The sequence below is a fragment of the Atlantibacter sp. MEI4A-1023 genome, from assembly GCF_056155425.1.
On sequence record NZ_CM149568.1, the window covers coordinates 289,646 to 309,138 of the forward strand.

At 56.1% G+C, this 19,493-nt stretch carries 19 protein-coding genes; 16 read left to right on the plus strand and 3 right to left on the minus strand.

Features of this window, described 5'->3' with window-relative positions:
- Positions 1-428 precede the first annotated feature (428 nt).
- Both ACVV26_RS01380 and ACVV26_RS01385 read left to right on the plus strand, forming a co-directional pair.
- Positions 429-1,688 (plus strand): 4-aminobutyrate--2-oxoglutarate transaminase, encoded by a 1,260-nt coding sequence (locus ACVV26_RS01380; protein ID WP_474799679.1) that lies wholly within the window; start codon positions 429-431, stop codon positions 1,686-1,688.
- Positions 1,689-1,947: 259 nt separating this feature from the next.
- The gene (locus ACVV26_RS01385) at positions 1,948-3,051 is read left to right on the plus strand and encodes a branched-chain amino acid ABC transporter substrate-binding protein (RefSeq protein WP_474799680.1); all 1,104 of its coding nucleotides are present in this window, start codon (positions 1,948-1,950) and stop codon (positions 3,049-3,051) included.
- Positions 3,052-3,240: 189 nt separating this feature from the next.
- Here the strand turns inward: ACVV26_RS01385 and panM are convergent, their stop codons facing one another.
- The gene (gene panM / locus ACVV26_RS01390) at positions 3,241-3,624 is read right to left on the minus strand and encodes an aspartate 1-decarboxylase autocleavage activator PanM (RefSeq protein WP_183170468.1); all 384 of its coding nucleotides are present in this window, start codon (positions 3,622-3,624) and stop codon (positions 3,241-3,243) included.
- Between the two features lie 418 nt (positions 3,625-4,042).
- Here panM and livK point away from each other — a divergent pair, with 418 nt between their 5' ends.
- From livK to ugpQ, 12 genes are all read left to right on the plus strand, one after another.
- Positions 4,043-5,152, plus strand: a complete 1,110-nt coding sequence (livK, locus tag ACVV26_RS01395; protein WP_474799681.1) for a high-affinity branched-chain amino acid ABC transporter substrate-binding protein LivK — start codon at positions 4,043-4,045, stop codon at positions 5,150-5,152.
- Between the two features lie 48 nt (positions 5,153-5,200).
- Positions 5,201-6,127: a high-affinity branched-chain amino acid ABC transporter permease LivH gene (gene livH / locus ACVV26_RS01400; RefSeq protein ID WP_125292609.1), complete on the plus strand. Its 927-nt coding sequence runs from the start codon at positions 5,201-5,203 to the stop codon at positions 6,125-6,127.
- Positions 6,124-7,401: a high-affinity branched-chain amino acid ABC transporter permease LivM gene (locus ACVV26_RS01405; RefSeq protein WP_474799682.1), complete on the plus strand. Its 1,278-nt coding sequence runs from the start codon at positions 6,124-6,126 to the stop codon at positions 7,399-7,401. The genes livH and ACVV26_RS01405 overlap by 4 nt, the downstream gene beginning before the upstream one ends.
- Entirely contained in the window at positions 7,398-8,165 is a 768-nt protein-coding gene (gene livG / locus ACVV26_RS01410; RefSeq protein ID WP_474799683.1) for a high-affinity branched-chain amino acid ABC transporter ATP-binding protein LivG, read from the plus strand. Before ACVV26_RS01405 ends, livG begins: the two co-directional genes overlap by 4 nt.
- A gap of 1 nt (position 8,166) precedes the next feature.
- Positions 8,167-8,880 carry a high-affinity branched-chain amino acid ABC transporter ATP-binding protein LivF gene (gene livF / locus ACVV26_RS01415; RefSeq protein ID WP_161661104.1) on the plus strand — a complete coding sequence of 238 codons (714 nt, stop codon included), beginning with the start codon at positions 8,167-8,169 and terminating at the stop codon, positions 8,878-8,880.
- Between the two features lie 88 nt (positions 8,881-8,968).
- Positions 8,969-9,190: a type II toxin-antitoxin system Phd/YefM family antitoxin gene (locus tag ACVV26_RS01420; protein ID WP_474799684.1), complete on the plus strand. Its 222-nt coding sequence runs from the start codon at positions 8,969-8,971 to the stop codon at positions 9,188-9,190.
- Positions 9,187-9,591, plus strand: a complete 405-nt coding sequence (locus tag ACVV26_RS01425) for a type II toxin-antitoxin system death-on-curing family toxin (RefSeq protein ID WP_474799685.1) — start codon at positions 9,187-9,189, stop codon at positions 9,589-9,591. Before ACVV26_RS01420 ends, ACVV26_RS01425 begins: the two co-directional genes overlap by 4 nt.
- A gap of 281 nt (positions 9,592-9,872) precedes the next feature.
- A complete protein-coding gene (gene ugpB / locus ACVV26_RS01430; protein ID WP_474799686.1) occupies positions 9,873-11,186 on the plus strand; it encodes a sn-glycerol-3-phosphate ABC transporter substrate-binding protein UgpB in 1,314 nt (437 codons plus the stop codon).
- Positions 11,187-11,246: 60 nt separating this feature from the next.
- On the plus strand, positions 11,247-12,134 hold the full coding sequence (ugpA, locus tag ACVV26_RS01435; protein ID WP_474799687.1) for a sn-glycerol-3-phosphate ABC transporter permease UgpA: 888 nt from the start codon (positions 11,247-11,249) through the stop codon (positions 12,132-12,134).
- Entirely contained in the window at positions 12,131-12,976 is an 846-nt protein-coding gene (gene ugpE, locus ACVV26_RS01440) for a sn-glycerol-3-phosphate ABC transporter permease UgpE (RefSeq protein ID WP_474799688.1), read from the plus strand. Before ugpA ends, ugpE begins: the two co-directional genes overlap by 4 nt.
- A gap of 1 nt (position 12,977) precedes the next feature.
- Entirely contained in the window at positions 12,978-14,045 is a 1,068-nt protein-coding gene (locus tag ACVV26_RS01445) for a sn-glycerol-3-phosphate import ATP-binding protein UgpC (protein ID WP_474799689.1), read from the plus strand.
- Positions 14,042-14,782 carry a glycerophosphodiester phosphodiesterase gene (gene ugpQ / locus ACVV26_RS01450; protein WP_474799690.1) on the plus strand — a complete coding sequence of 247 codons (741 nt, stop codon included), beginning with the start codon at positions 14,042-14,044 and terminating at the stop codon, positions 14,780-14,782. The genes ACVV26_RS01445 and ugpQ overlap by 4 nt, the downstream gene beginning before the upstream one ends.
- On the opposite strand, the gene ACVV26_RS01455 is transcribed toward ugpQ, so the two are convergent.
- Positions 14,779-15,255, minus strand: coding sequence for a DUF2756 family protein (locus ACVV26_RS01455; RefSeq protein ID WP_474801687.1), 477 nt, complete (start codon positions 15,253-15,255; stop codon positions 14,779-14,781). The two genes, ugpQ and ACVV26_RS01455, sit on opposite strands and share 4 nt — an antisense overlap.
- A 122-nt stretch (positions 15,256-15,377) precedes the next feature.
- Here ACVV26_RS01455 and ggt point away from each other — a divergent pair, with 122 nt between their 5' ends.
- A complete protein-coding gene (gene ggt / locus ACVV26_RS01460; protein ID WP_474799691.1) occupies positions 15,378-17,117 on the plus strand; it encodes a gamma-glutamyltransferase in 1,740 nt (579 codons plus the stop codon).
- A gap of 195 nt (positions 17,118-17,312) precedes the next feature.
- Positions 17,313-18,935, plus strand: coding sequence for a methyl-accepting chemotaxis protein (locus ACVV26_RS01465; RefSeq protein WP_474799692.1), 1,623 nt, complete (start codon positions 17,313-17,315; stop codon positions 18,933-18,935).
- Between the two features lie 25 nt (positions 18,936-18,960).
- Here ACVV26_RS01465 and yhhY read toward each other — a convergent pair whose 3' ends face one another.
- The gene (yhhY, locus tag ACVV26_RS01470; protein WP_474799693.1) at positions 18,961-19,461 is read right to left on the minus strand and encodes an N-acetyltransferase; all 501 of its coding nucleotides are present in this window, start codon (positions 19,459-19,461) and stop codon (positions 18,961-18,963) included.
- Positions 19,462-19,493: the final 32 nt, after the last annotated feature.

Genomic DNA, 19,493 nt, shown 5'->3' on the forward strand with positions numbered 1-19,493 from the left:
CCAGCATGTAATGGGTAATCTTTGTACCTTCGGGTCTTCCGGTTGGTTGCGGCTCTATGAATACATTTGTCATATTATTTACCTTACCTAAAAATAATTAACGGCCATAAAATAACGTTATTTATTTTGTGCTTTTTAAATACAAATACTTAGCTGAAGTTCACGTTTTTACAGCTACTGAATCATCGATTTTTCGGCATATTTTTAAGCATAATAAAGCGTGGTAATTGTGGAAAAATATACAGCTTAAATTTACAGGACAGTCTATTTGCAGCGCAAATCACAAAAATTTTAACCCTATCAAAAAAACATGAGCTGCCCGCAACCATCTAAAAATCCTACTGGCTTAAAACCCTAAAGCGCGCTAAATAATCACACAATGTAGTGTACTTGTTGCATCAACGTAAAAGAGCTGCGGAGAGACGAAAGTGAAGAATTCAGAACTAAATCAACGCCGTCAGAATGCAACGCCGCGCGGTATCGGCGTGATGTGTGGGTTTTACGCTGAGCGAGCGGAAAACGCGACCTTGTGGGATGTGGAAGGCCGGGAAGTGATCGATTTTGCCGCCGGGATTGCGGTGTTGAATATCGGGCATCGCCACCCGCGCATTGTCGAGGCGATTGAAAAACAGCTCCACGCTTTTACTCACACCGCCTACCAGATTGTACCTTATGAGGGGTATGTGTCGCTGGCGGAGCGCATCAACGAACGCGCCCCCATTGAAGGCCCGGTGAAAACCGCGTTTTTTACTACCGGCGCGGAAGCGGTGGAAAACGCCGTGAAAATCGCCCGGGCCAGCACCCGGCGCCCCGGCATTATTACCTTTAGCGGCGCGTTCCATGGCCGAACCTTTATGACCATGGCGCTCACCGGCAAAGTGGCCCCGTACAAGCTTGGCTTTGGGCCGTTCCCCGGTTCGGTGTTCCACGCCCGTTATCCTAACGACCTGCATGGCGTTAGCGTGGAGCAGGCGCTGGAAAGCCTCGAATACATTTTTAAAGCCGATATAGCACCGGATCAAGTCGCGGCGATTGTGCTGGAGCCCATCCAGGGCGAGGGCGGTTTTAACGTCGCGCCGCCAGCGTTTTTCAGCGCGCTGCGGCAGATTTGCGACCAGCACGGCATCCTGCTGATTGCCGACGAGGTGCAGACCGGTTTTGCGCGTACCGGCAAACTATTCGCTATGGAGCATTACCCGGTGAAAGCCGATCTGATCACCATGGCGAAAAGCCTGGCGGGCGGGATGCCGCTGTCTGCCGTGGCCGGACGCGCTGAAGTGATGGATGCGCCTGCGCCGGGTGGGCTGGGCGGCACCTATGCCGGTAATCCGCTGGCGATTGCCTCGGCCCATGCTGTACTGGATGTGATTGACGATGAAAATCTGTGCCAGCGTGCGAATGAACTCGGCGCGCAACTGAAAGAAGTGCTGGAGCAGTCGCAAAGCAAAGCCGTGGCACAGGTGCGCGGGTTGGGTTCGATGATTGCCGTGGAGTTTAACGACCCGCAAACCAGTAAACCGTCGCCGGAAATAACCCGTGAGGTGCAACAGGCCGCGCTGGAACAGGGGCTGCTATTACTCACCTGCGGGGTATATGGCAATGTGATCCGTTTCCTGTATCCGCTGACAATCCCACAAGCCCAATTCACCCAGGCGCTAAACATTCTTAAACAGGTGTTACCGCGCTAAGCCAGATGCGGCGGGGTGTTGTTGTTGCACTAATGTTGCAATCAGACCCCGTCGCGCTCACTTTCTGTTATTCACCCCACAAAATTGTTGTTCCAAAATCATAAAAATGGGGTATGTTTTAGCAGAGTATGCTGCTCAGGCACCGGTGGCATCCCTCCTTTCTACTATCTAATGCTGCGCCTAAGTGCGATAGCGATATAATGTGCCAAATCAAAACAACAAAACAACTTCAACAACCACAACAATGGGGATCCTCAGGATGAAAATGACGGGTAAAGCGTTACTGGCGGGATGTATCGCTCTGGCGATGAGCAGCGCGGGAATGGCAGAAGATATTAAGATCGCTGTCGTCGGCGCAATGTCCGGCCCGGTTGCGCAGTATGGAGACCAGGAGTTTACTGGCGCAGAGCAAGCGGTTGCTGATATTAACGCTAAGGGCGGCATTAAAGGCAACAAACTGGTTGTGACCAAATACGATGACGCCTGCGACCCGAAACAAGCGGTAGCGGTAGCGAACAAAGTGGTTAATGACGGCATCAAATACGTTATCGGCCACCTGTGCTCCTCTTCTACACAGCCTGCGTCTGATATCTACGAAGACGAAGGCATTCTGATGATTACACCCGCAGCGACCGCACCGGAGCTGACCGCGCGTGGTTATCAGCTGGTGCTGCGTACCACCGGCCTGGACTCCGACCAGGGCCCGACCGCCGCAAAATACATTGCTGAGAAAGTGAAACCGCAGCGCATCGCGGTGATCCACGACAAACAGCAGTATGGCGAAGGCCTGGCGCGTTCCGTGCAGGATAACCTGAAGAAAGCGGGCGCTAACGTGGTATTCTTTGACGGTATCACCGCAGGCGAGAAAGACTTCTCTACCCTGGTGGCACGCCTGAAGAAAGAAAACATCGACTTTGTATACTACGGCGGCTACCACCCGGAAATGGGCCAGATCCTGCGCCAGTCGCGCGCGGCAGGCCTGAAAACCCAGTTTATGGGCCCGGAAGGCGTGGCAAACGTGTCGCTGTCTAACATCGCCGGCGAATCCGCCGAGGGCATGTTAGTCACCAAGCCGAAAAACTACGATCAGGTTCCGGCGAACAAACCGATTGTGGACGCGATCAAAGCCAAGAAACAGGATCCGAGCGGCGCGTTTGTGTGGACCACCTACGCAGCGCTACAATCGTTGCAGGCGGGCCTGAACCAGTCTGACGATCCGGCTGAAATTGCCAAATACCTGAAAGCGAACTCTGTTGAAACCGTGATGGGTCCGCTGTCATGGGATGAGAAGGGCGATCTGAAAGGGTTTGAGTTCGGCGTGTTCACGTGGCATGCGAACGGCACGGCGACCGACGCCAAATAATTTGCCTGTCGCCTTTCACGCCGTAGCGGCGTTGACTGTGTTCGAAAACCCCGGTCACTTACTGATGTAAGCTCCCGGGAATTTTCGAACTTGTCGCCTTGCTACAACGTGAAATGCTCGGGCAAAGAGTACATTGTCTTTCACGCCGTAGAAAACCCCGGCAGCTGATAGCCAGCGACCGGGGTTTTTTTAGCGCTTCTCCCAACCGCCTTCCTCGATAGAAAACCCCAGCGCCTGCATAAACGCATTCATCACATTGCGGTCTTCGACGCCGACGTCGGAAATCCACCAGTGGTTAATCGCGGGATTATCACGGATAACTTCTTCAATCAAATAGTGCCCGACGCCGCGTCGGCGCGTCACTTCCCGTACCCGCAATGAATCCATCGCGCCCTGATCGCCGGTCAGCGTCACCCGGACTGCGCCCAGCAGCCGCTCGTTAAAACGCGCGGCGTAAATCCGGTGGCCTTCATCAATCTTCAACGATGCGCTGGAGTATTCCGGCCAAATTTTGCCCAGGTCGATATGGTCCTGTGGCGTGAAAGTCTGCAAACGAATAATAGTGAGTTTCATAGTGGCATCCCGAAGGCAGTTTGTCGGAGTGTATCCAAATTATTGACCATAACGCCTGCTCTTTTTTAACTGATTCAGCAGTTGAATAGTTTTTATCACGTATCAAAAGCAGTGCGAATATTCCGGGAATGAAATTTAACCAGGTTTTTACTCTGACAGGTAGTGATTTATTCGGCTTAATGCACCAATATTTTATGCTGAAATATCTGCTTTTTTTTGTTTAACTCTGGCTGAATCCAGAATATTATCTTTGCTTAATGTCATGATATATAGACGTTTTAGCCTGTTGAATAGCGAAATTTAGCGCTAACTCATTAAAGAGACAGGTAAAAATAGTGTTGTTTACAAAAACAGCAGAACATTTTTTAACCATAATAAAACCAGAAATTTACAACTGGCACGAATGGGGATGCACGGAATGAAATACAACGCGAAAACACTACTCGCAGGGATGGTCGCGCTGGCACTGACTCACACAGCAGCAGCGCAAGAGATTAAGGTCGCGGTCGTGGGTGCGATGTCCGGTCCGGTTGCCCAGTGGGGTGATATGGAATTCAACGGCGCGCGCCAGGCGATTAAAGACATTAACGCCAAAGGCGGCATCAAAGGCGATACCCTGGTGGGCGTGGAGTATGACGACGCATGCGACCCGAAACAGGCCGTTGCGGTGGCTAACAAAATCGTTAACGACGGCATTAAATACGTGATCGGCCACCTGTGCTCCTCTTCTACACAGCCAGCGTCCGATATCTACGAAGACGAAGGCATCCTGATGATCACTCCAGGTGCCACCAACCCAGAACTGACCCAGCGTGGCTATCAGATGATCATGCGTACCGCCGGGCTGGATTCGGCACAGGGCCCAACGGCAGCCAAATACATTCTGGAAACCGTTAAGCCGCAGCGTATCGCCATCATCCATGACAAACAACAATACGGCGAAGGCCTGGCGCGCTCCGTTCAGGACGGCCTGAAAAAAGGCGGCGCGAATGTGGTGTTCTTTGACGGCATTACCGCGGGTGAGAAAGATTTCTCCGCACTGCTGGCGCGCCTGCAAAAAGAAAATATCGATTTCGTGTATTACGGCGGCTACTACCCGGAAATGGGCCAGATGCTGCGCCAGGCACGCGCCACTGGCCTGAAAACCCAGTTTATGGGCCCGGAAGGCGTAGGTAATGCGTCACTTTCCAATATTGCGGGCGATGCGGGCGAAGGCATGTTAGTGACGATGCCGAAACGCTATGACCAGGAGGCCTCCAACAAGGCTATCGTGGACGCCCTTAAAGCCGACAAAAAAGATGCCAGCGGCCCGTATGTGTGGATCACCTATGCCGCCGTACAGTCACTGGCGACTGCGATGGACAGAAGCGGTTCAAAAGAACCCGCTGATTTGATTAAGGACTTGAAACAACACGGGGCTGATACCGTGATTGGGCCGCTGAACTGGGATGAAAAAGGCGATCTGAAGGGATTTGAATTTGGTGTATTCCAGTGGCATGCCGACGGGTCGTCCAGCGTGGCGAAATAAATGCGCACCGTGGATCGCTGACCTGAACGAGTGATAAAAGGTTACGTTATGTCCGAGCAGTTTCTCTATTTTTTGCAGCAAATGTTTAATGGCGTCACGCTGGGGAGTACCTACGCGCTGATTGCCATCGGCTACACCATGGTGTACGGCATTATCGGTATGATTAACTTCGCCCACGGCGAGGTGTACATGATCGGCAGTTACGTCTCCTTTATGATCGTCGCGGCGCTGATGATGATGGGTATCGACGCCAGCTGGCTGCTGGTGGGCGCGGCCTTTATCGGGGCGATTGTGATCGCCAGCGCCTACGGCTGGAGTATCGAGCGGGTCGCTTATCGGCCGGTGCGTAGCTCCAAGCGCCTGATCGCGCTGATTTCCGCCATCGGGATGTCCATTTTCCTGCAAAACTACGTCAGCCTGACCCAGGGCTCGCGCGATGTGGCGCTACCGAGCCTGTTTAACGGTCAGTGGCTGGTGGGCAGCAGTGAAAACTTCACTGCCACCATCACCACCATGCAGTTGGTTATCTGGATCGTCACCTTCCTGGCGATGCTGGCGCTGACCCTTTTCATTCGTTATTCCCGCATGGGCCGCGCCTGCCGCGCCTGCGCGGAAGACCTGAAAATGGCCAGCCTGCTCGGTATTAATACCGATCGCGTCATCTCGTTGACCTTCGTGATCGGCGCGGCGATGGCGGCAGTCGCCGGGGTGCTGCTGGGCCAGTTCTACGGCGTGATTAACCCGTACATCGGCTTTATGGCGGGGATGAAAGCCTTTACCGCCGCGGTGCTGGGCGGCATCGGCAGCATTCCGGGCGCGATGATCGGCGGCCTGATCCTCGGCCTGACCGAAGCGCTGACTTCTGCCTACCTGAGTACCGAGTACAAAGATGTGGTCTCTTTCGCCCTGTTGATTGGCGTCCTGCTTGTCATGCCTACCGGTATTCTGGGCCGTCCGGAGGTAGAGAAAGTATGAAACCGATGCATTTTGCCATGGCGCTGCTGTCTGCCGTGATGTTTTTCGTACTGGCAGGCGTAATGATGGGCGTTCAGTTAAGCCTGTCCGGCACCAAACTGGTGGTGGATACCGCCTCTGCGATCCGCTGGGAGTGGATTGCGGTAGGCACGGCAGTAGTGTTCTTATTCCAGCTGCTGCGTCCTTTCTTCCAGAAAAGCTTTAAAAAAGTCTCCGGGCCAAAGTTTATTCTGCCCGCCATTGATGGCTCTACGCCTAAACAGAAACTTTTCCTGGTGGCGCTGCTGGTACTGGCGGTGGCCTGGCCGTTTATGGTGTCGCGCGGTACGGTAGACATCGCCACCCTGACCATGATTTACGTGATCCTCGGCCTGGGCCTGAACGTGGTGGTGGGGCTGTCTGGCCTGCTGGTGCTGGGTTACGGCGGCTTCTACGCCATCGGCGCGTACACTTTTGCGCTGCTGAACCACTATTACGGGCTCGGCTTTTGGACCTGTCTCCCGCTGGCGGGCCTGGTGGCTGCGGCGGCAGGTTTCCTGCTGGGCTTCCCGGTGCTGCGCTTGCGCGGCGACTATCTGGCGATTGTCACCTTAGGCTTTGGCGAGATAGTGCGTATTCTGCTGCTCAATAATACCGAAGTGACCGGTGGGCCCAACGGCATCAGCCAGATCCCCAAACCGACGCTGTTCGGCCTGGAGTTTAGCCGCACGCCGCGCGAAGGGGGCTGGGATACCTTCAGCAATTTCTTCGGCATGAAGTACGACCCCAGCGACCGCATTATTTTCCTTTATCTGGTGGCGCTGCTGCTGGTGGTGATCACCCTGTTTGTGATTAACCGCCTGCTGCGTATGCCGCTGGGCCGCGCCTGGGAAGCGCTGCGCGAAGATGAGATCGCCTGCCGTTCTCTGGGCCTGAACCCGACGCGCATCAAGCTGACCGCATTTACCATCAGCGCCGCGTTTGCCGGTTTCGCCGGGACGCTGTTCGCCGCGCGCCAGGGCTTTGTCAGCCCGGAATCCTTCACCTTCGCCGAGTCGGCGTTTGTGCTGGCGATTGTGGTACTGGGCGGGATGGGCTCGCAGTTCGCGGTGATTCTGGCGGCCATCCTGCTGGTGGTATCGCGTGAGCTGATGCGTGATTTCAACGAATACAGCATGTTAATGCTGGGCGGTCTGATGGTGCTGATGATGATCTGGCGTCCGCAAGGGCTGCTGCCAATGACGCGTCCGCAGTTGAAGTTGAAGAATGGGCACGTTGAAGGAGAGAAAGCATGAGTCAGCCACTTTTAAGCGTTGAAGGCCTGATGATGCGTTTTGGCGGCCTGCTGGCGGTCAACAATGTCTCTCTGGAACTGCGCGAGCATGAGATTGTGTCGTTAATCGGCCCGAACGGCGCGGGTAAAACCACGGTGTTCAACTGCCTGACCGGCTTTTATAAGCCGACCGGCGGCACCATCAAGCTGCGTGACAAGCATCTGGAAGGGCTGCCGGGCCAACAAATTGCGCGCATGGGTGTGGTGCGTACTTTCCAGCACGTGCGCCTGTTCCGTGAAATGACGGTGATTGAAAACCTGCTGGTGGCGCAACATCAGCAGTTAAAAACCGGTCTGTTTTCCGGCCTGCTGAAAACCCCGGCGTTTCGCCGCACCCACAGCGAAGCGCTGGACCGCGCGGCGACCTGGCTCGACCGCATCGGGCTGCTGGCGCACGCCAACCGCCAGGCCAGTAACCTCGCCTATGGCGATCAGCGCCGTCTGGAGATTGTGCGTTGCATGGTGACCCAGCCGGAAATCCTGATGCTGGACGAACCCGCGGCGGGCCTAAACCCCAAAGAAACCAAAGAGCTGGATGAACTGATCGTCGAGTTGCGCGATCACCACAACACCACCATTTTGCTGATTGAGCATGATATGAAACTGGTGATGGGGATTTCCGATCGCATTTACGTGGTAAACCAGGGGACGCCACTGGCCAACGGCACGCCGGAGCAGATCCGTAATAACCCTGATGTTATCCGCGCATACCTGGGCGAGGCATAAGATGGAAAAAGTCATGTTGTCTTTTGACAAAGTCAGCGCCCACTACGGCAAAATCCAGGCGCTGCACGATGTCAGTTTGCAGATTAAGCAGGGTGAAATCGTCACCCTGATCGGGGCCAACGGCGCGGGTAAAACCACGCTGCTCGGTACCCTGTGCGGCGATCCGCGCGCTACCAGCGGGCGCATTGTGTTTGACGGTAAAGATATTACCGACTGGCATACCGCGAAAATCATGCGTGAAGCAGTGGCGATTGTGCCGGAAGGACGCCGCGTGTTTTCCCGGATGACGGTGGAAGAGAACCTGGCGATGGGCGGCTTCTTTGCCGATCGCCAGCAGTATCACGAGCGCATCGAGCGGGTGTATCAGCTGTTTCCTCGCCTGCACGAGCGGCGTATTCAGCGCGCGGGCACCATGTCCGGCGGTGAACAGCAGATGCTGGCGATTGGCCGCGCCCTGATGAGCCAGCCGCGTCTGCTGCTGCTGGACGAACCGTCGCTGGGCCTCGCGCCGATCATCATCCAGCAGATTTTCGATACCATCGAACAGCTGCGCGAAGAGGGGATGACCATCTTCCTGGTGGAGCAGAACGCCAACCAGGCGCTGAAACTCGCCGATCGCGGCTATGTGCTGGAAAACGGCCACGTGGTGCTGGAAGATACCGGTGACGCGCTGCTGGCGAACGAAGCGGTGCGTAGCGCCTATTTGGGTGGATGAGGTTTTAGAACCGCAGAGAAAGGAGCTGAAAGGCTCCTTTTTTGTACGTATCACTTGTACAATTGATTTGTACGTATAAGGAGGAGCTATGCAAACGATGAATTACAGCGAAGCACGTCAAAATCTCGCCGCCGCTCTTGAAAGCGCTGTGCAGGGAACGCCCGTCACCATTACCCGGCGGGGGCATAAACCTGCGGTAATTATTAGCGCCGAAGAATTCGAGCGTTATCAATCTGCGAAGATGGACGCGGAATTCGCGGCCATTATGGCGATTCACGGCAATGAAATTAGGGAACTGGCAGATAAATGACGATTCATTTTATCTCAGCGGAAGAGATAATCCGTTTTCATGACAGGCTGTTATCTGTCACGCCTGGCGTGGCTGGGATGGCCGATCCCGGAAGAGCGGAGGCGCTGTTATATCGCGTGCTAAATAAATACCAATATGAAGGCGTTGAGGATATCTGGCTGCTGGCGGCGATGCATCTGTTAGCCATTTCCAGAGGTCATATCTTCAATGACGGTAATAAGCGGACGGCATTGTTTATTACGTTACTTTTCCTGAAGCGTAACAGGATAGCGCTATCGGCCAATCCGGCATTCGTCGGGCTAACCGTCTCAGCGGCAGCAGGCCAGCTCACGCTGGAAGACATTGCCTTAAAGTTACAGTCATCAGGTTATAAGAAAATCCCAATGCCCTTACCCGGATAGCTAAGCCGACGTCAGTAGTCGCGGTTGCGTTACCTTTATTCCCATTCTGGCTTAACATCCCTTGAGCGGTTGTGTCCTTAGATATTTTCCAGCGGTGCTTCAATCTGTTGAATAAAAGCGGCGTATCGTCTCCTCGTCATCTTTCCTTCATCTTCCCGGCATCTTGCTGTCACCGTTTTGTAATCTAAAGGTTATTTTTCTGTCATTCGCGCGTGTCATGTTAGCTCGCGAGCATAAAACGCGTGATTTCGCGCATCCGGCACAACAAGAGAGATAACCGCATGACATCGTTACGTACAGCTTCAGCTCTGGCGATTGGGATGGCGTTTGCCAGTCAGTCTTTCGCTGCTACCACTATTCCGTTCTGGCATTCCATGGAAGGTGAACTGGGTAAAGAAGTGGAGTCCTTAGCGCAACGCTTTAACCAGACCCACCCGGATTACCAGATTACCCCGGTTTATAAAGGCAACTACGAACAGAGCCTGGCGGCCGGGATCGCGGCGTTCCGCACCGGTAATGCCCCGGCGATTTTGCAGGTGTATGAAGTCGGTACCGCGACCATGATGGCGTCGAAAGCCATCAAGCCAGTGTACGAAGTGTTCAGCGATGCGGGCATCACGTTTGACGAATCCCAGTTTGTGCCGACGGTTTCCGGTTATTACACCGACGCGAAAAGCGGCCACTTGCTGTCGCAGCCGTTTAACAGCTCCACCCCGGTGCTGTACTACAACAAAGACGCCTTCAAAAAAGCCGGTTTAGACCCGGAGCAGCCGCCGAAAACCTGGCAGGACCTGGCGGACTACACCGCGAAGCTGAAAGCCGCCGGGATGAAGTGTGGCTACGCCAGTGGCTGGCAGGGCTGGATCCAGATTGAAAACTTCAGCGCCTGGCACGGCCTGCCGGTCGCCACCGAGAATAACGGCTTTAACGGCACTCACGCGGTGCTGGAATTCAACAAGCCGGAGCAGGTAAAGCATATCGCCATGCTGCAAGCGCTGAACAAGAAAGGGGATTTCACCTACTTCGGCCGTAAGGATGAATCCACCGAGAAGTTTTATAACGGCGACTGCGCGATGACTACTGCCTCTTCCGGCTCGCTGGCGGACATCCGTCACTACGCCAAATTCAACTATGGCGTGGGGATGATGCCGTACGACGCCGACGCCAAAGGCGCGCCACAAAACGCCATTATCGGCGGGGCCAGCCTGTGGGTTATGCAGGGCAAAGACAAAGAAACCTATAAAGGCGTCGCGGCGTTCCTCGACTTCCTGGCGAAGCCGGAAAACGCTGCCGAATGGCACCAGAAAACCGGTTATCTGCCGATCACCAAAGCGGCCTATGATCTGACCCGCGAGCAGGGCTTCTACGATAAAAACCCTGGCGCGGATATCGCTACCCGTCAGATGCTGAACAAGCCGCCGTTGGACTACACCAAAGGGCTGCGTCTGGGCAATATGCCGCAAATCCGCACCGTGGTGGATGAAGAACTGGAAAGCGTCTGGACCGGCAAGAAAACGCCTCAGCAAGCGCTGGACGCCGCCGTTGAGCGTGGCAACCAGCTGTTGCGCCGCTTCGAACAATCCACAAAATCCTGATAAAAATTCGCCCCTCACACTGGCCGCGCGCCGGGTGAGGGGTTTTTATTGAGTAACGCTATGTCCTCATCACGCCCGGTATTCCAGTCAGGCTGGTTGCCGTATCTGCTGTTATTGCCCCAACTTGCTATCACGGTGGTGTTTTTTATCTGGCCCGCCGGGGAAGCGCTCTGGTATTCGGTGCAAAGCGTCGATCCGTTTGGTTTATCCAGTGAGTTTGTCGGGCTGGATAACTTCCGCCAGTTGCTGAACGACAGCTACTACCTGGACTCGTTCTGGACCACCATGAAATTCAGCGCCATGGTGACGTTTTTCGGTCTGGTCAGCTCGCTGTTTTTTGCCGCGCTGGTGGATTACGTGGTGCGCGCCAGCCGCCTGTATCAGACCCTGATGCTGCTGCCCTACGCCGTCGCCCCCGCGATTGCCGCCGTGCTGTGGATCTTTCTGTTTAACCCCGGACGCGGGTTGATTACCCACTGGCTGGAGCTGATGGGCTATCAGTGGAATCACGCCCAGCATAGTGACCAGGCGATGTTCCTGGTGGTATTCGCCTCGGTGTGGAAGCAGATCAGCTATAACTTCCTGTTTTTCTTCGCCGCGTTGCAGTCGATCCCCCGTTCGCTGGTCGAAGCGGCGGCCATTGACGGCGCCGGGCCGGTGCGCCGGTTCTTTAAACTGTCGCTGCCGCTGATTGCCCCGGTGAGCTTCTTCCTGCTGGTGGTGAATCTGGTTTATGCCTTCTTCGACACCTTCCCGGTGATCGACGCCGCTACCGCCGGTGGGCCGGTGCAGGCGACCACCACGCTTATCTACAAAATCTACCGCGAAGGTTTTGCCGGGCTGGATCTGTCGGCATCGGCGGCGCAGTCGGTGGTGCTGATGGCGCTGGTGATTGTGCTGACGGTGGTGCAGTTCCGCTACGTTGAAAAAAGGGTGCGATACCAATGATAGAACACCGTCGCGGGCTGGATATCTTCAGCCATTGCATGTTGATCCTCGGTATCACCGTGATCCTGTTTCCAATGTACGTGGCTTTTGTGGCCGCCACGCTGGACAACAAAGCGGTATTCGAGACCCCAATGACGCTGATCCCCGGCGGTCATCTGTGGGAAAACCTCAGCCATATCTGGCAACACGGCGTGGGAGCCAACAGCGCGCCGTTCGGCCTGATGCTGTTTAACAGCCTGGTGATGGCGCTGACCATCACGGTCGGCAAAATCGCGGTGTCGATCCTGTCGGCGTTCGCCATCGTCTGGTTCCGCTTCCCGCTGCGCAATCTCTGCTTCTGGATGATTTTCATCACCCTGATGCTGCCGGTGGAAGTGCGTATTTTCCCGACGGTGGACGTGATCGCCAACCTGAAGCTGCTCGACAGTTATACCGGGCTGACCCTGCCGCTAATAGCGTCTGCGACCGCCACCTTCCTGTTCCGCCAGTTCTTTATGACCCTGCCGGATGAGCTGATTGAGGCGGCGCGCATTGACGGCGCATCGCCGATGCGCTTTTTCCGCGACATCGTGTTGCCCCTCTCCCGCACCAACCTGGCGGCGCTGTTCGTCATCACCTTTATCTATGGCTGGAACCAGTATCTGTGGCCGCTGCTGATCGTCAGCGACGTCAATCTGGGCACCGCCGTCGCGGGTATTAAAGGGATGATTTCAACCGGTGAGGGCAGCACCCAATGGAACCATGTAATGGCGGCGATGCTGCTGACGCTGATCCCGCCGGTAGTGATTGTATTAGTGATGCAGCGCGCGTTCGTGCGCGGCTTAGTGGACAGTGAGAAATAACATGGCTGGATTAAAGCTACAGGCAGTATCCAAAAGCTGGGACGGCAAAACCCAGGTGATTAAGCCGTTGACCGTGGACGTGGCGGACGGTGAATTTATCGTGATGGTCGGCCCGTCGGGCTGCGGAAAATCCACGCTGCTGCGTATGGTGGCCGGGCTGGAGCGCGTGACCAGCGGCGATATCTGGATTGATAACCAGCGGGTCACCGAACTGGAGCCAAAAGCGCGCGGCATCGCCATGGTATTCCAGAACTACGCGCTGTATCCGCACATGAACGTCGAAGAGAATATGGCGTGGGGCCTGAAAATTCGCGGGATGGGTAAGAGCCATATCGAGGCGCGGGTCAATGAAGCGGCGCGTATTCTGGAGCTGGATGGCTTACTGAAACGCCGCCCCCGCGAGCTGTCCGGCGGGCAGCGCCAGCGCGTGGCGATGGGCCGTGCTATCGTGCGCGATCCGGCAGTGTTCCTGTTCGACGAACCGCTTTCCAACCTCGACGCTAAGCTGCGGGTGCAAATGCGCCTTGAGTTACAGCAACTGCATCGCCGCCTGAAAACCACCAGTCTTTACGTTACCCACGATCAGGTTGAAGCCATGACGCTGGCCCAACGTGTGATGGTGATGAATAAGGGCGTCGCCGAGCAAATCGGTACGCCGGTTGAGGTCTATGAACGCCCCGCGTCGCGCTTTGTGGCGAGCTTTATTGGCTCTCCGGCAATGAACTTGCTGGAGGGGCGCGTCAATGCCCAGGGCACCCATTTTGACGCCGATACGCTCAGCCTGCCGCTGGGCGCGCGTCATCTGGGGCTGGCCGGGCGCGTGGTGACGCTGGGTATCCGCCCCGAGCATATTGCGTTAAGCTCACAGGCCGCAGGCGGCGTGCCGCTCATGGTGCAAACCCTGGAAATGCTGGGCGCGGATAACCTGGCCCACGGGCGTTTTGGCGAGCAAAAAGTGATTGTGCGTCTTGCGCATCAGCACCGGCCTGCGGCGGGCGCGACGCTCTGGCTGCATTTATCGCCGGAGCATCTGCACTTTTTCGATGGTGAAACAGGACAACGTCTATGAATAACTGGCCTTACCCTGCGATTGTCGCCCACCGGGGCGGCGGCAAGCTGGCTCCCGAAAATACCCTGGCGGCTATCGATGTGGGGGCGCGTTATGGGCATACCATGATTGAGTTTGACGCCAAGCTTTCCAGAGACGGGCAGATCTTTCTACTGCATGACGACACGCTTGAGCGCACCAGCAACGGCTGGGGTATTGCCGGCAATCTCGACTGGGACGACCTGCTGAAAGTCGATGCCGGTAGCTGGTACAGCGGCGAATTCAAAGGCGAAGCGCTGCCACTGCTGAAGGACGTCGCCGCGCGCTGTCGCGAGCACGGTATGATGGCGAACATAGAAATCAAACCCACCACCGGCGTTGACGCGCAAACCGGGAAAGTGGTGGCGCTGGCGGCGCGTGAGTTATGGCAGGGCATGACGCCGCCGCTGCTGTCGTCGTTTTCCGTGGCGGCGCTGGAAGCCGCTCAACAGGCTGCGCCGGAACTGCCGCGCGGATTATTGCTGGATGAATGGCGCAGCGACTGGCGTGAGTTAACGTCACGCCTCGGTTGCGTGTCGATTCACCTGAATCACAGACTGCTGGACGAAGCGCGGGTTGCGGCGCTGAAGGCGGCGGGGCTAAAAATCCTGGTTTACACCGTTAACACTCCCCAGCGCGCCGCCACGCTGCTGCGCTGGGGAGTGGATAGCATTTGCACCGATCGCATCGACGAGATCGGCCCGCATTTTACCGCTTAAGGACCGATAGTTTTCAGCGGGATATTGGGCTGCGGCATGGTGGTCACCCCCTGATTACTCAGGGTGCCGTTATTGGGCCGCAGCATGTCGCCGTTGGTTTGGCTGGGCAACATATGCTGCTGATTATTCAACATCCGGTCCTGGCTGGATGAGCCATTGTTCAGCATACTGCCGCCAGTGTTGGGCAGGATCTGCTGGGTTTGCGGGTTCAGCTCGCCCGGCGCGGACTCTCTGATGCGCTGATTATTGGTGTTGATCTGCGATTCCAGATGCTGCTGCTGAACCCGAGTCTGGGTTTGCAATTGCTGGTTCAGCATCCCTTTCTGCTGGATTTGCTGGCTTTGCATCTGGTTTTGCATCCGCTGCTCGCTTGGATTGACGAACCCCGGCTGATTCGGGTTATTCAACACATTAATCGGCTGTGCAAAGCTACAGGGCGACAAGAGCGCCGCCAGAATTAACAGTTTTTTCATCATCATTCCTCCTCGTGAAGGATCTTTTAAGTTTACTCGCTTTCCGGCGTGACGATGCTTTTTTAAGAGTTGTGAACCAGGCTTAAGCGGGGGACGAGCCCCGTTAAACCCGGAGAACAACAATGAAGATGATGTGGAAAGCCCTGCCTGCATTACTCATGGGTCTGTGTCTGTCGGCGTTTGCCGCGCCGCCCCCTACAGCCGCCCCCGTTTCCTATGGCGTGGAAGAGGATGTGTTCCATCCCGTTCGCGCGCAGCAGGGGATGGTCGCCTCCGTGGACGCCACCGCCACAAAAGTGGGTGTCGATATCCTGAAAAAAGGCGGCAACGCGGTGGATGCCGCCGTCGCGGTGGGATTCGCCCTGGCGGTGACGCATCCGCAGGCCGGTAATCTCGGCGGCGGCGGGTTTATGATGCTGCGCACTAAAGACGGCAACACCACCGCCATTGATTTCCGTGAAATGGCCCCGCAAAAAGCCACCAAAGATATGTTCCTCGATGCTGCCGGTAACGCCGACAGTAAAAAATCCCTGACTTCCCATCTCGCTACCGGTACGCCGGGTACCGTGGCGGGCTTCGCGCTGGCGCTGCAAAAATACGGCACCCTACCGTTAAACCAGGTGGTGCAGCCAGCGATCCTGCTGGCGCGTGATGGGTTTGTGGTCAACGACGCGCTGGCGGACGATCTCAAAACCTACGGCAGCGAAACGCTGCCTAATCATCCCGGCAGTAAAGCCATCTTCTGGAAAACCGATGGCAACCCGCTACAAAAAGGTGACAAGCTGGTGCAAAGCAATCTCGCCAAATCACTGGAGATGATTGCCGAAATCGGGCCAGATGCGTTTTATAAAGGCACGATTGCCGATCAAATTGCCGACGAGATGGCAAAGAACGGTGGATTGATTAGCAAGGAAGATTTAGCCAACTACAAAGCGGTAGAGCGGACGCCAATCAGCGGTGACTACCGTGGATACCAGGTATTCTCCATGCCGCCGCCGTCCTCTGGCGGGATCCATATCGTGCAGATCCTTAATATCCTGGAAAACTTCGACCTGAAGAAATATGGCTTTGGCAGTGCCGACACCATGCAAATCATGGCCGAAGCGGAGAAATTCGCCTATGCCGACCGTTCGGAATACCTGGGCGACCCGGATTTTGTGAAGGTGCCCTGGCAGGCATTGACGGATAAAGCCTACGCCAAAACCCTGGCGGACCAGATCGATCTGGCGAAGGCGCGCCCGTCGAAAGAGATCAAACCCGGCAACCTCGCGCCTTATGAAAGTAATCAAACCACCCATTTCTCGGTGGTGGATAAAGACGGTAACGCGGTGGCGGTGACCTATACCCTGAACACCACTTTCGGCAGCGGGATTGTCGCTGGGGACACCGGTATTCTGCTGAATAACGAAATGGACGACTTCTCGGCGAAGCCGGGCGTACCAAACGTCTACGGCCTGGTCGGCGGCGAAGCGAACGCGGTAGGGCCGAATAAGCGCCCACTGTCATCCATGTCGCCTACCATCGTGGTAAAAGACGGGAAAACCTGGCTGGTCACGGGTAGCCCCGGCGGCAGCCGAATTATCACTACTGTGTTGCAGATGGTGGTTAACAGCGTCGATTTTGGCATGAACATCGCCGAAGCCACTAATGCGCCGCGTTTCCATCATCAATGGCTACCGGATGAGCTGTGGGTCGAGAAAGGCTTTAGCCCGGATACCCTGAAGCTGCTGAAAGACAAAGGCCAGAACGTGGCGGTGAAAGAAGCGATGGGCAGCACGCAAAGCATCGTCGTCGGGCCAGATGGCGCATTGTATGGCGCTTCCGATCCGCGCTCGGTAGATGATTTGACGGCGGGATATTAATCTCTATACGCCCCAGACCGGGCGGTTAAATTCTGCCCGGTTATCATTTCTCCTTATAATTAATGGGTATAAGACTTACCCCTTTTTTATGATTTAAACGTGAATTTACCCGCCTCGCTTGTATACCTTTTGTCCATCCTGCCGATAACTGCTGTATCTGGTGGAAAATCCACCTTGTATACAAAGGAAATAGTTATGGGTTTACTTCAACATTTCACCATCCGTTCCGTCATGGTCGCCATCCTGGGGCTGCTGTGCTTGTTGTGGAGCGGTGCCGGGCTGTTTAGCGTGTTCTCGCTGAACCAGATGAGCCAGGGAAATGATGTGGATCGGCACCTGGTGCGCCAGATGACGGTGCTCAGTAAAGGCAACGATCAGTATTTCCGTTTCGTTACCCGGCTTGCGCGCGTGATGGAAGGAACAAAACCGGGCGCGGTGCCCGATCCGACGGTAATGAAACCGGTGCAGAAAGCGCTGGAGAACATGGCGCAGGAATTGGCTAATTTTAAGGCGCTGTCATCGGGCCCGATGGATAAAGCCACGTCGGATAACGTCATCACCAACTGGCAAAAGCTGCTTGATGAGGGCGTTACCCGCCAGTTCCAGTTGGCCCAGCAGGGCGATATCGATGCGTTTCGCGCCCATGCGAATAACATTACCCCTGCGCTGAGCCGCGCGTTCGGTGCCAGCGCTGAGGAATTCAACGCCAGTGCGGGCCGGATGCTGGATGACACCCGCGTGACGGTGGATAACCAGACCTCGCTCACCCGCATCATCATTATCGCCAGCGTGGCGCTGGGCGTGCTAATGCTGATCCTCGCCGACCGCTATCTGGTGACGATGCTGGTGCGTCCGCTGAATCGGGTGCGCGACCACTTCCAGCTTATCGCCAACGGCGATCTCAGCCAGCCGGTGCCGCTTAAAGCCAGCCGCAACTGCGTCGGTAAACTGGTGCCGTTGCTGACCGCGATGCAGGACAGCCTGCGCGATGCCGTTAGCGCCATCCGCCAGGGTAGCGAGCATATCTGGCACGGCGCGCGGGATATCTCCGCCGGTAACCAGGATCTCTCGACCCGGACCGAAGAGCAGGCGTCGGCGTTAGTAGAAACCGCCGCCAGCATGGAAGAACTGACCGCCACCGTTCAGCACAACGCCGATAACGCCCACGAAGCCAGCCAACTGGCGCAGAAAGCGTCGGCAACCGCCAGCAAGGGCGGGAAACTGGTGGGTGATGTCGTCGCCACCATGAACGGCATTTCCGGCAGTTCGAAGAAAATCGCCGATATCACCACGGTGATTAACAGCATCGCCTTCCAGACCAACATTCTGGCGCTCAACGCCGCCGTTGAAGCGGCGCGTGCAGGCGAACAGGGGCGCGGTTTCGCCGTGGTAGCCAGCGAAGTACGCAACCTGGCCAGCCGCAGCGGGCAGGCGGCGAAAGAGATTGAAACGCTGATTGCCGATTCCGTTAACCGGGTGGAAAAGGGCGCGGATTTGGTCAATCAGGCGGGCATAACAATGGCGGAAATCGTTGATGCCGTGGCGCAGGTGACCGCGATTATGCAGCAGATCGCCTCGGCGACCGACGAACAAAGCAAAGGCATTGCCCAGGTGGGCGTGGCTATCACCCAGATGGATAGCGTGACGCAGCACAACGCGGCGCTGGTGGAGCAGGTATCTGCCGCCGCCGCCAGCCTGGAGCGGCAAACGGCGGAGTTGCAGCAGTCGGTTGAGCACTTCCGTCTGGGAGGCCATGCGCCCGTTGCGGTGGAGCAAAAACCGCAATCAGGGACGCAGACGGCGTGGGCGGCGTTTTAATCGTGGTTGCGAGGGCTGAGGTAAATTAACGCGGTGGGCGCAGGCGAGCCATAAAATAAGCGTCAACGTACTCGCCATCGCGCAAACCGTACTGCTTGCCGGTGCCTTCGATTTCAAAGCCCAGCTTTTGGTACACCGCGATGGCCGGGGCGTTATCGACAAACACCGTGAGTTCGATGCGCTCAATACGCAGCCAGTTGTCACACATGGCAATCATCTCGCGCAGCAGGGCGGTGGCGATGCCCTGGTTATTGCGCGCGGAATCGACACAGATACCGAAACTGGCAACGTGGCTGCGGCGCGGACGCGTTTCGGCAGCAATAACCAGATGCCCGGCGATCTGGTCATCCACAATGGCAACCAGGTGGTAATGGCCGGGCGTTTTAAAATTCATGCGCTCCTGCCACATCGTCAGGGAGGGATGAGGAACCTGTAGCGTGTTGTAAAAGACCTCCGGTTGGGTGAACAGGCGATGTACCGCCTCCACATCTGATGGTTCGGCGTGCCGTATCACAATCTCACTCATCCCTTTTACCCTCAATACGTTACAAAACCCCT

Bases quoted from the DNA above. Each gene is read 5' to 3' on its own strand.
- ACVV26_RS01385 (WP_474799680.1), top strand. From the start codon at position 1,948: ATGAAAATGACGGGTAAAGCGTTACTGGCGGGATGTATCGCTCTGGCG.
- panM (WP_183170468.1), bottom strand. From the start codon at position 3,624: ATGAAACTCACTATTATTCGTTTGCAGACTTTCACGCCACAGGACCAT.
- livK (WP_474799681.1), top strand. From the start codon at position 4,043: ATGAAATACAACGCGAAAACACTACTCGCAGGGATGGTCGCGCTGGCA.
- livH (WP_125292609.1), top strand. From the start codon at position 5,201: ATGTCCGAGCAGTTTCTCTATTTTTTGCAGCAAATGTTTAATGGCGTC.
- ACVV26_RS01405 (WP_474799682.1), top strand. From the start codon at position 6,124: ATGAAACCGATGCATTTTGCCATGGCGCTGCTGTCTGCCGTGATGTTT.
- livG (WP_474799683.1), top strand. From the start codon at position 7,398: ATGAGTCAGCCACTTTTAAGCGTTGAAGGCCTGATGATGCGTTTTGGC.
- livF (WP_161661104.1), top strand. From the start codon at position 8,167: ATGGAAAAAGTCATGTTGTCTTTTGACAAAGTCAGCGCCCACTACGGC.
- ACVV26_RS01420 (WP_474799684.1), top strand. From the start codon at position 8,969: ATGCAAACGATGAATTACAGCGAAGCACGTCAAAATCTCGCCGCCGCT.
- ACVV26_RS01425 (WP_474799685.1), top strand. From the start codon at position 9,187: ATGACGATTCATTTTATCTCAGCGGAAGAGATAATCCGTTTTCATGAC.
- ugpB (WP_474799686.1), top strand. From the start codon at position 9,873: ATGACATCGTTACGTACAGCTTCAGCTCTGGCGATTGGGATGGCGTTT.
- ugpA (WP_474799687.1), top strand. From the start codon at position 11,247: ATGTCCTCATCACGCCCGGTATTCCAGTCAGGCTGGTTGCCGTATCTG.
- ugpE (WP_474799688.1), top strand. From the start codon at position 12,131: ATGATAGAACACCGTCGCGGGCTGGATATCTTCAGCCATTGCATGTTG.
- ACVV26_RS01445 (WP_474799689.1), top strand. From the start codon at position 12,978: ATGGCTGGATTAAAGCTACAGGCAGTATCCAAAAGCTGGGACGGCAAA.
- ugpQ (WP_474799690.1), top strand. From the start codon at position 14,042: ATGAATAACTGGCCTTACCCTGCGATTGTCGCCCACCGGGGCGGCGGC.
- ACVV26_RS01455 (WP_474801687.1), bottom strand. From the start codon at position 15,255: ATGAAAAAACTGTTAATTCTGGCGGCGCTCTTGTCGCCCTGTAGCTTT.
- ggt (WP_474799691.1), top strand. From the start codon at position 15,378: ATGAAGATGATGTGGAAAGCCCTGCCTGCATTACTCATGGGTCTGTGT.
- ACVV26_RS01465 (WP_474799692.1), top strand. From the start codon at position 17,313: ATGGGTTTACTTCAACATTTCACCATCCGTTCCGTCATGGTCGCCATC.
- yhhY (WP_474799693.1), bottom strand. From the start codon at position 19,461: ATGAGTGAGATTGTGATACGGCACGCCGAACCATCAGATGTGGAGGCG.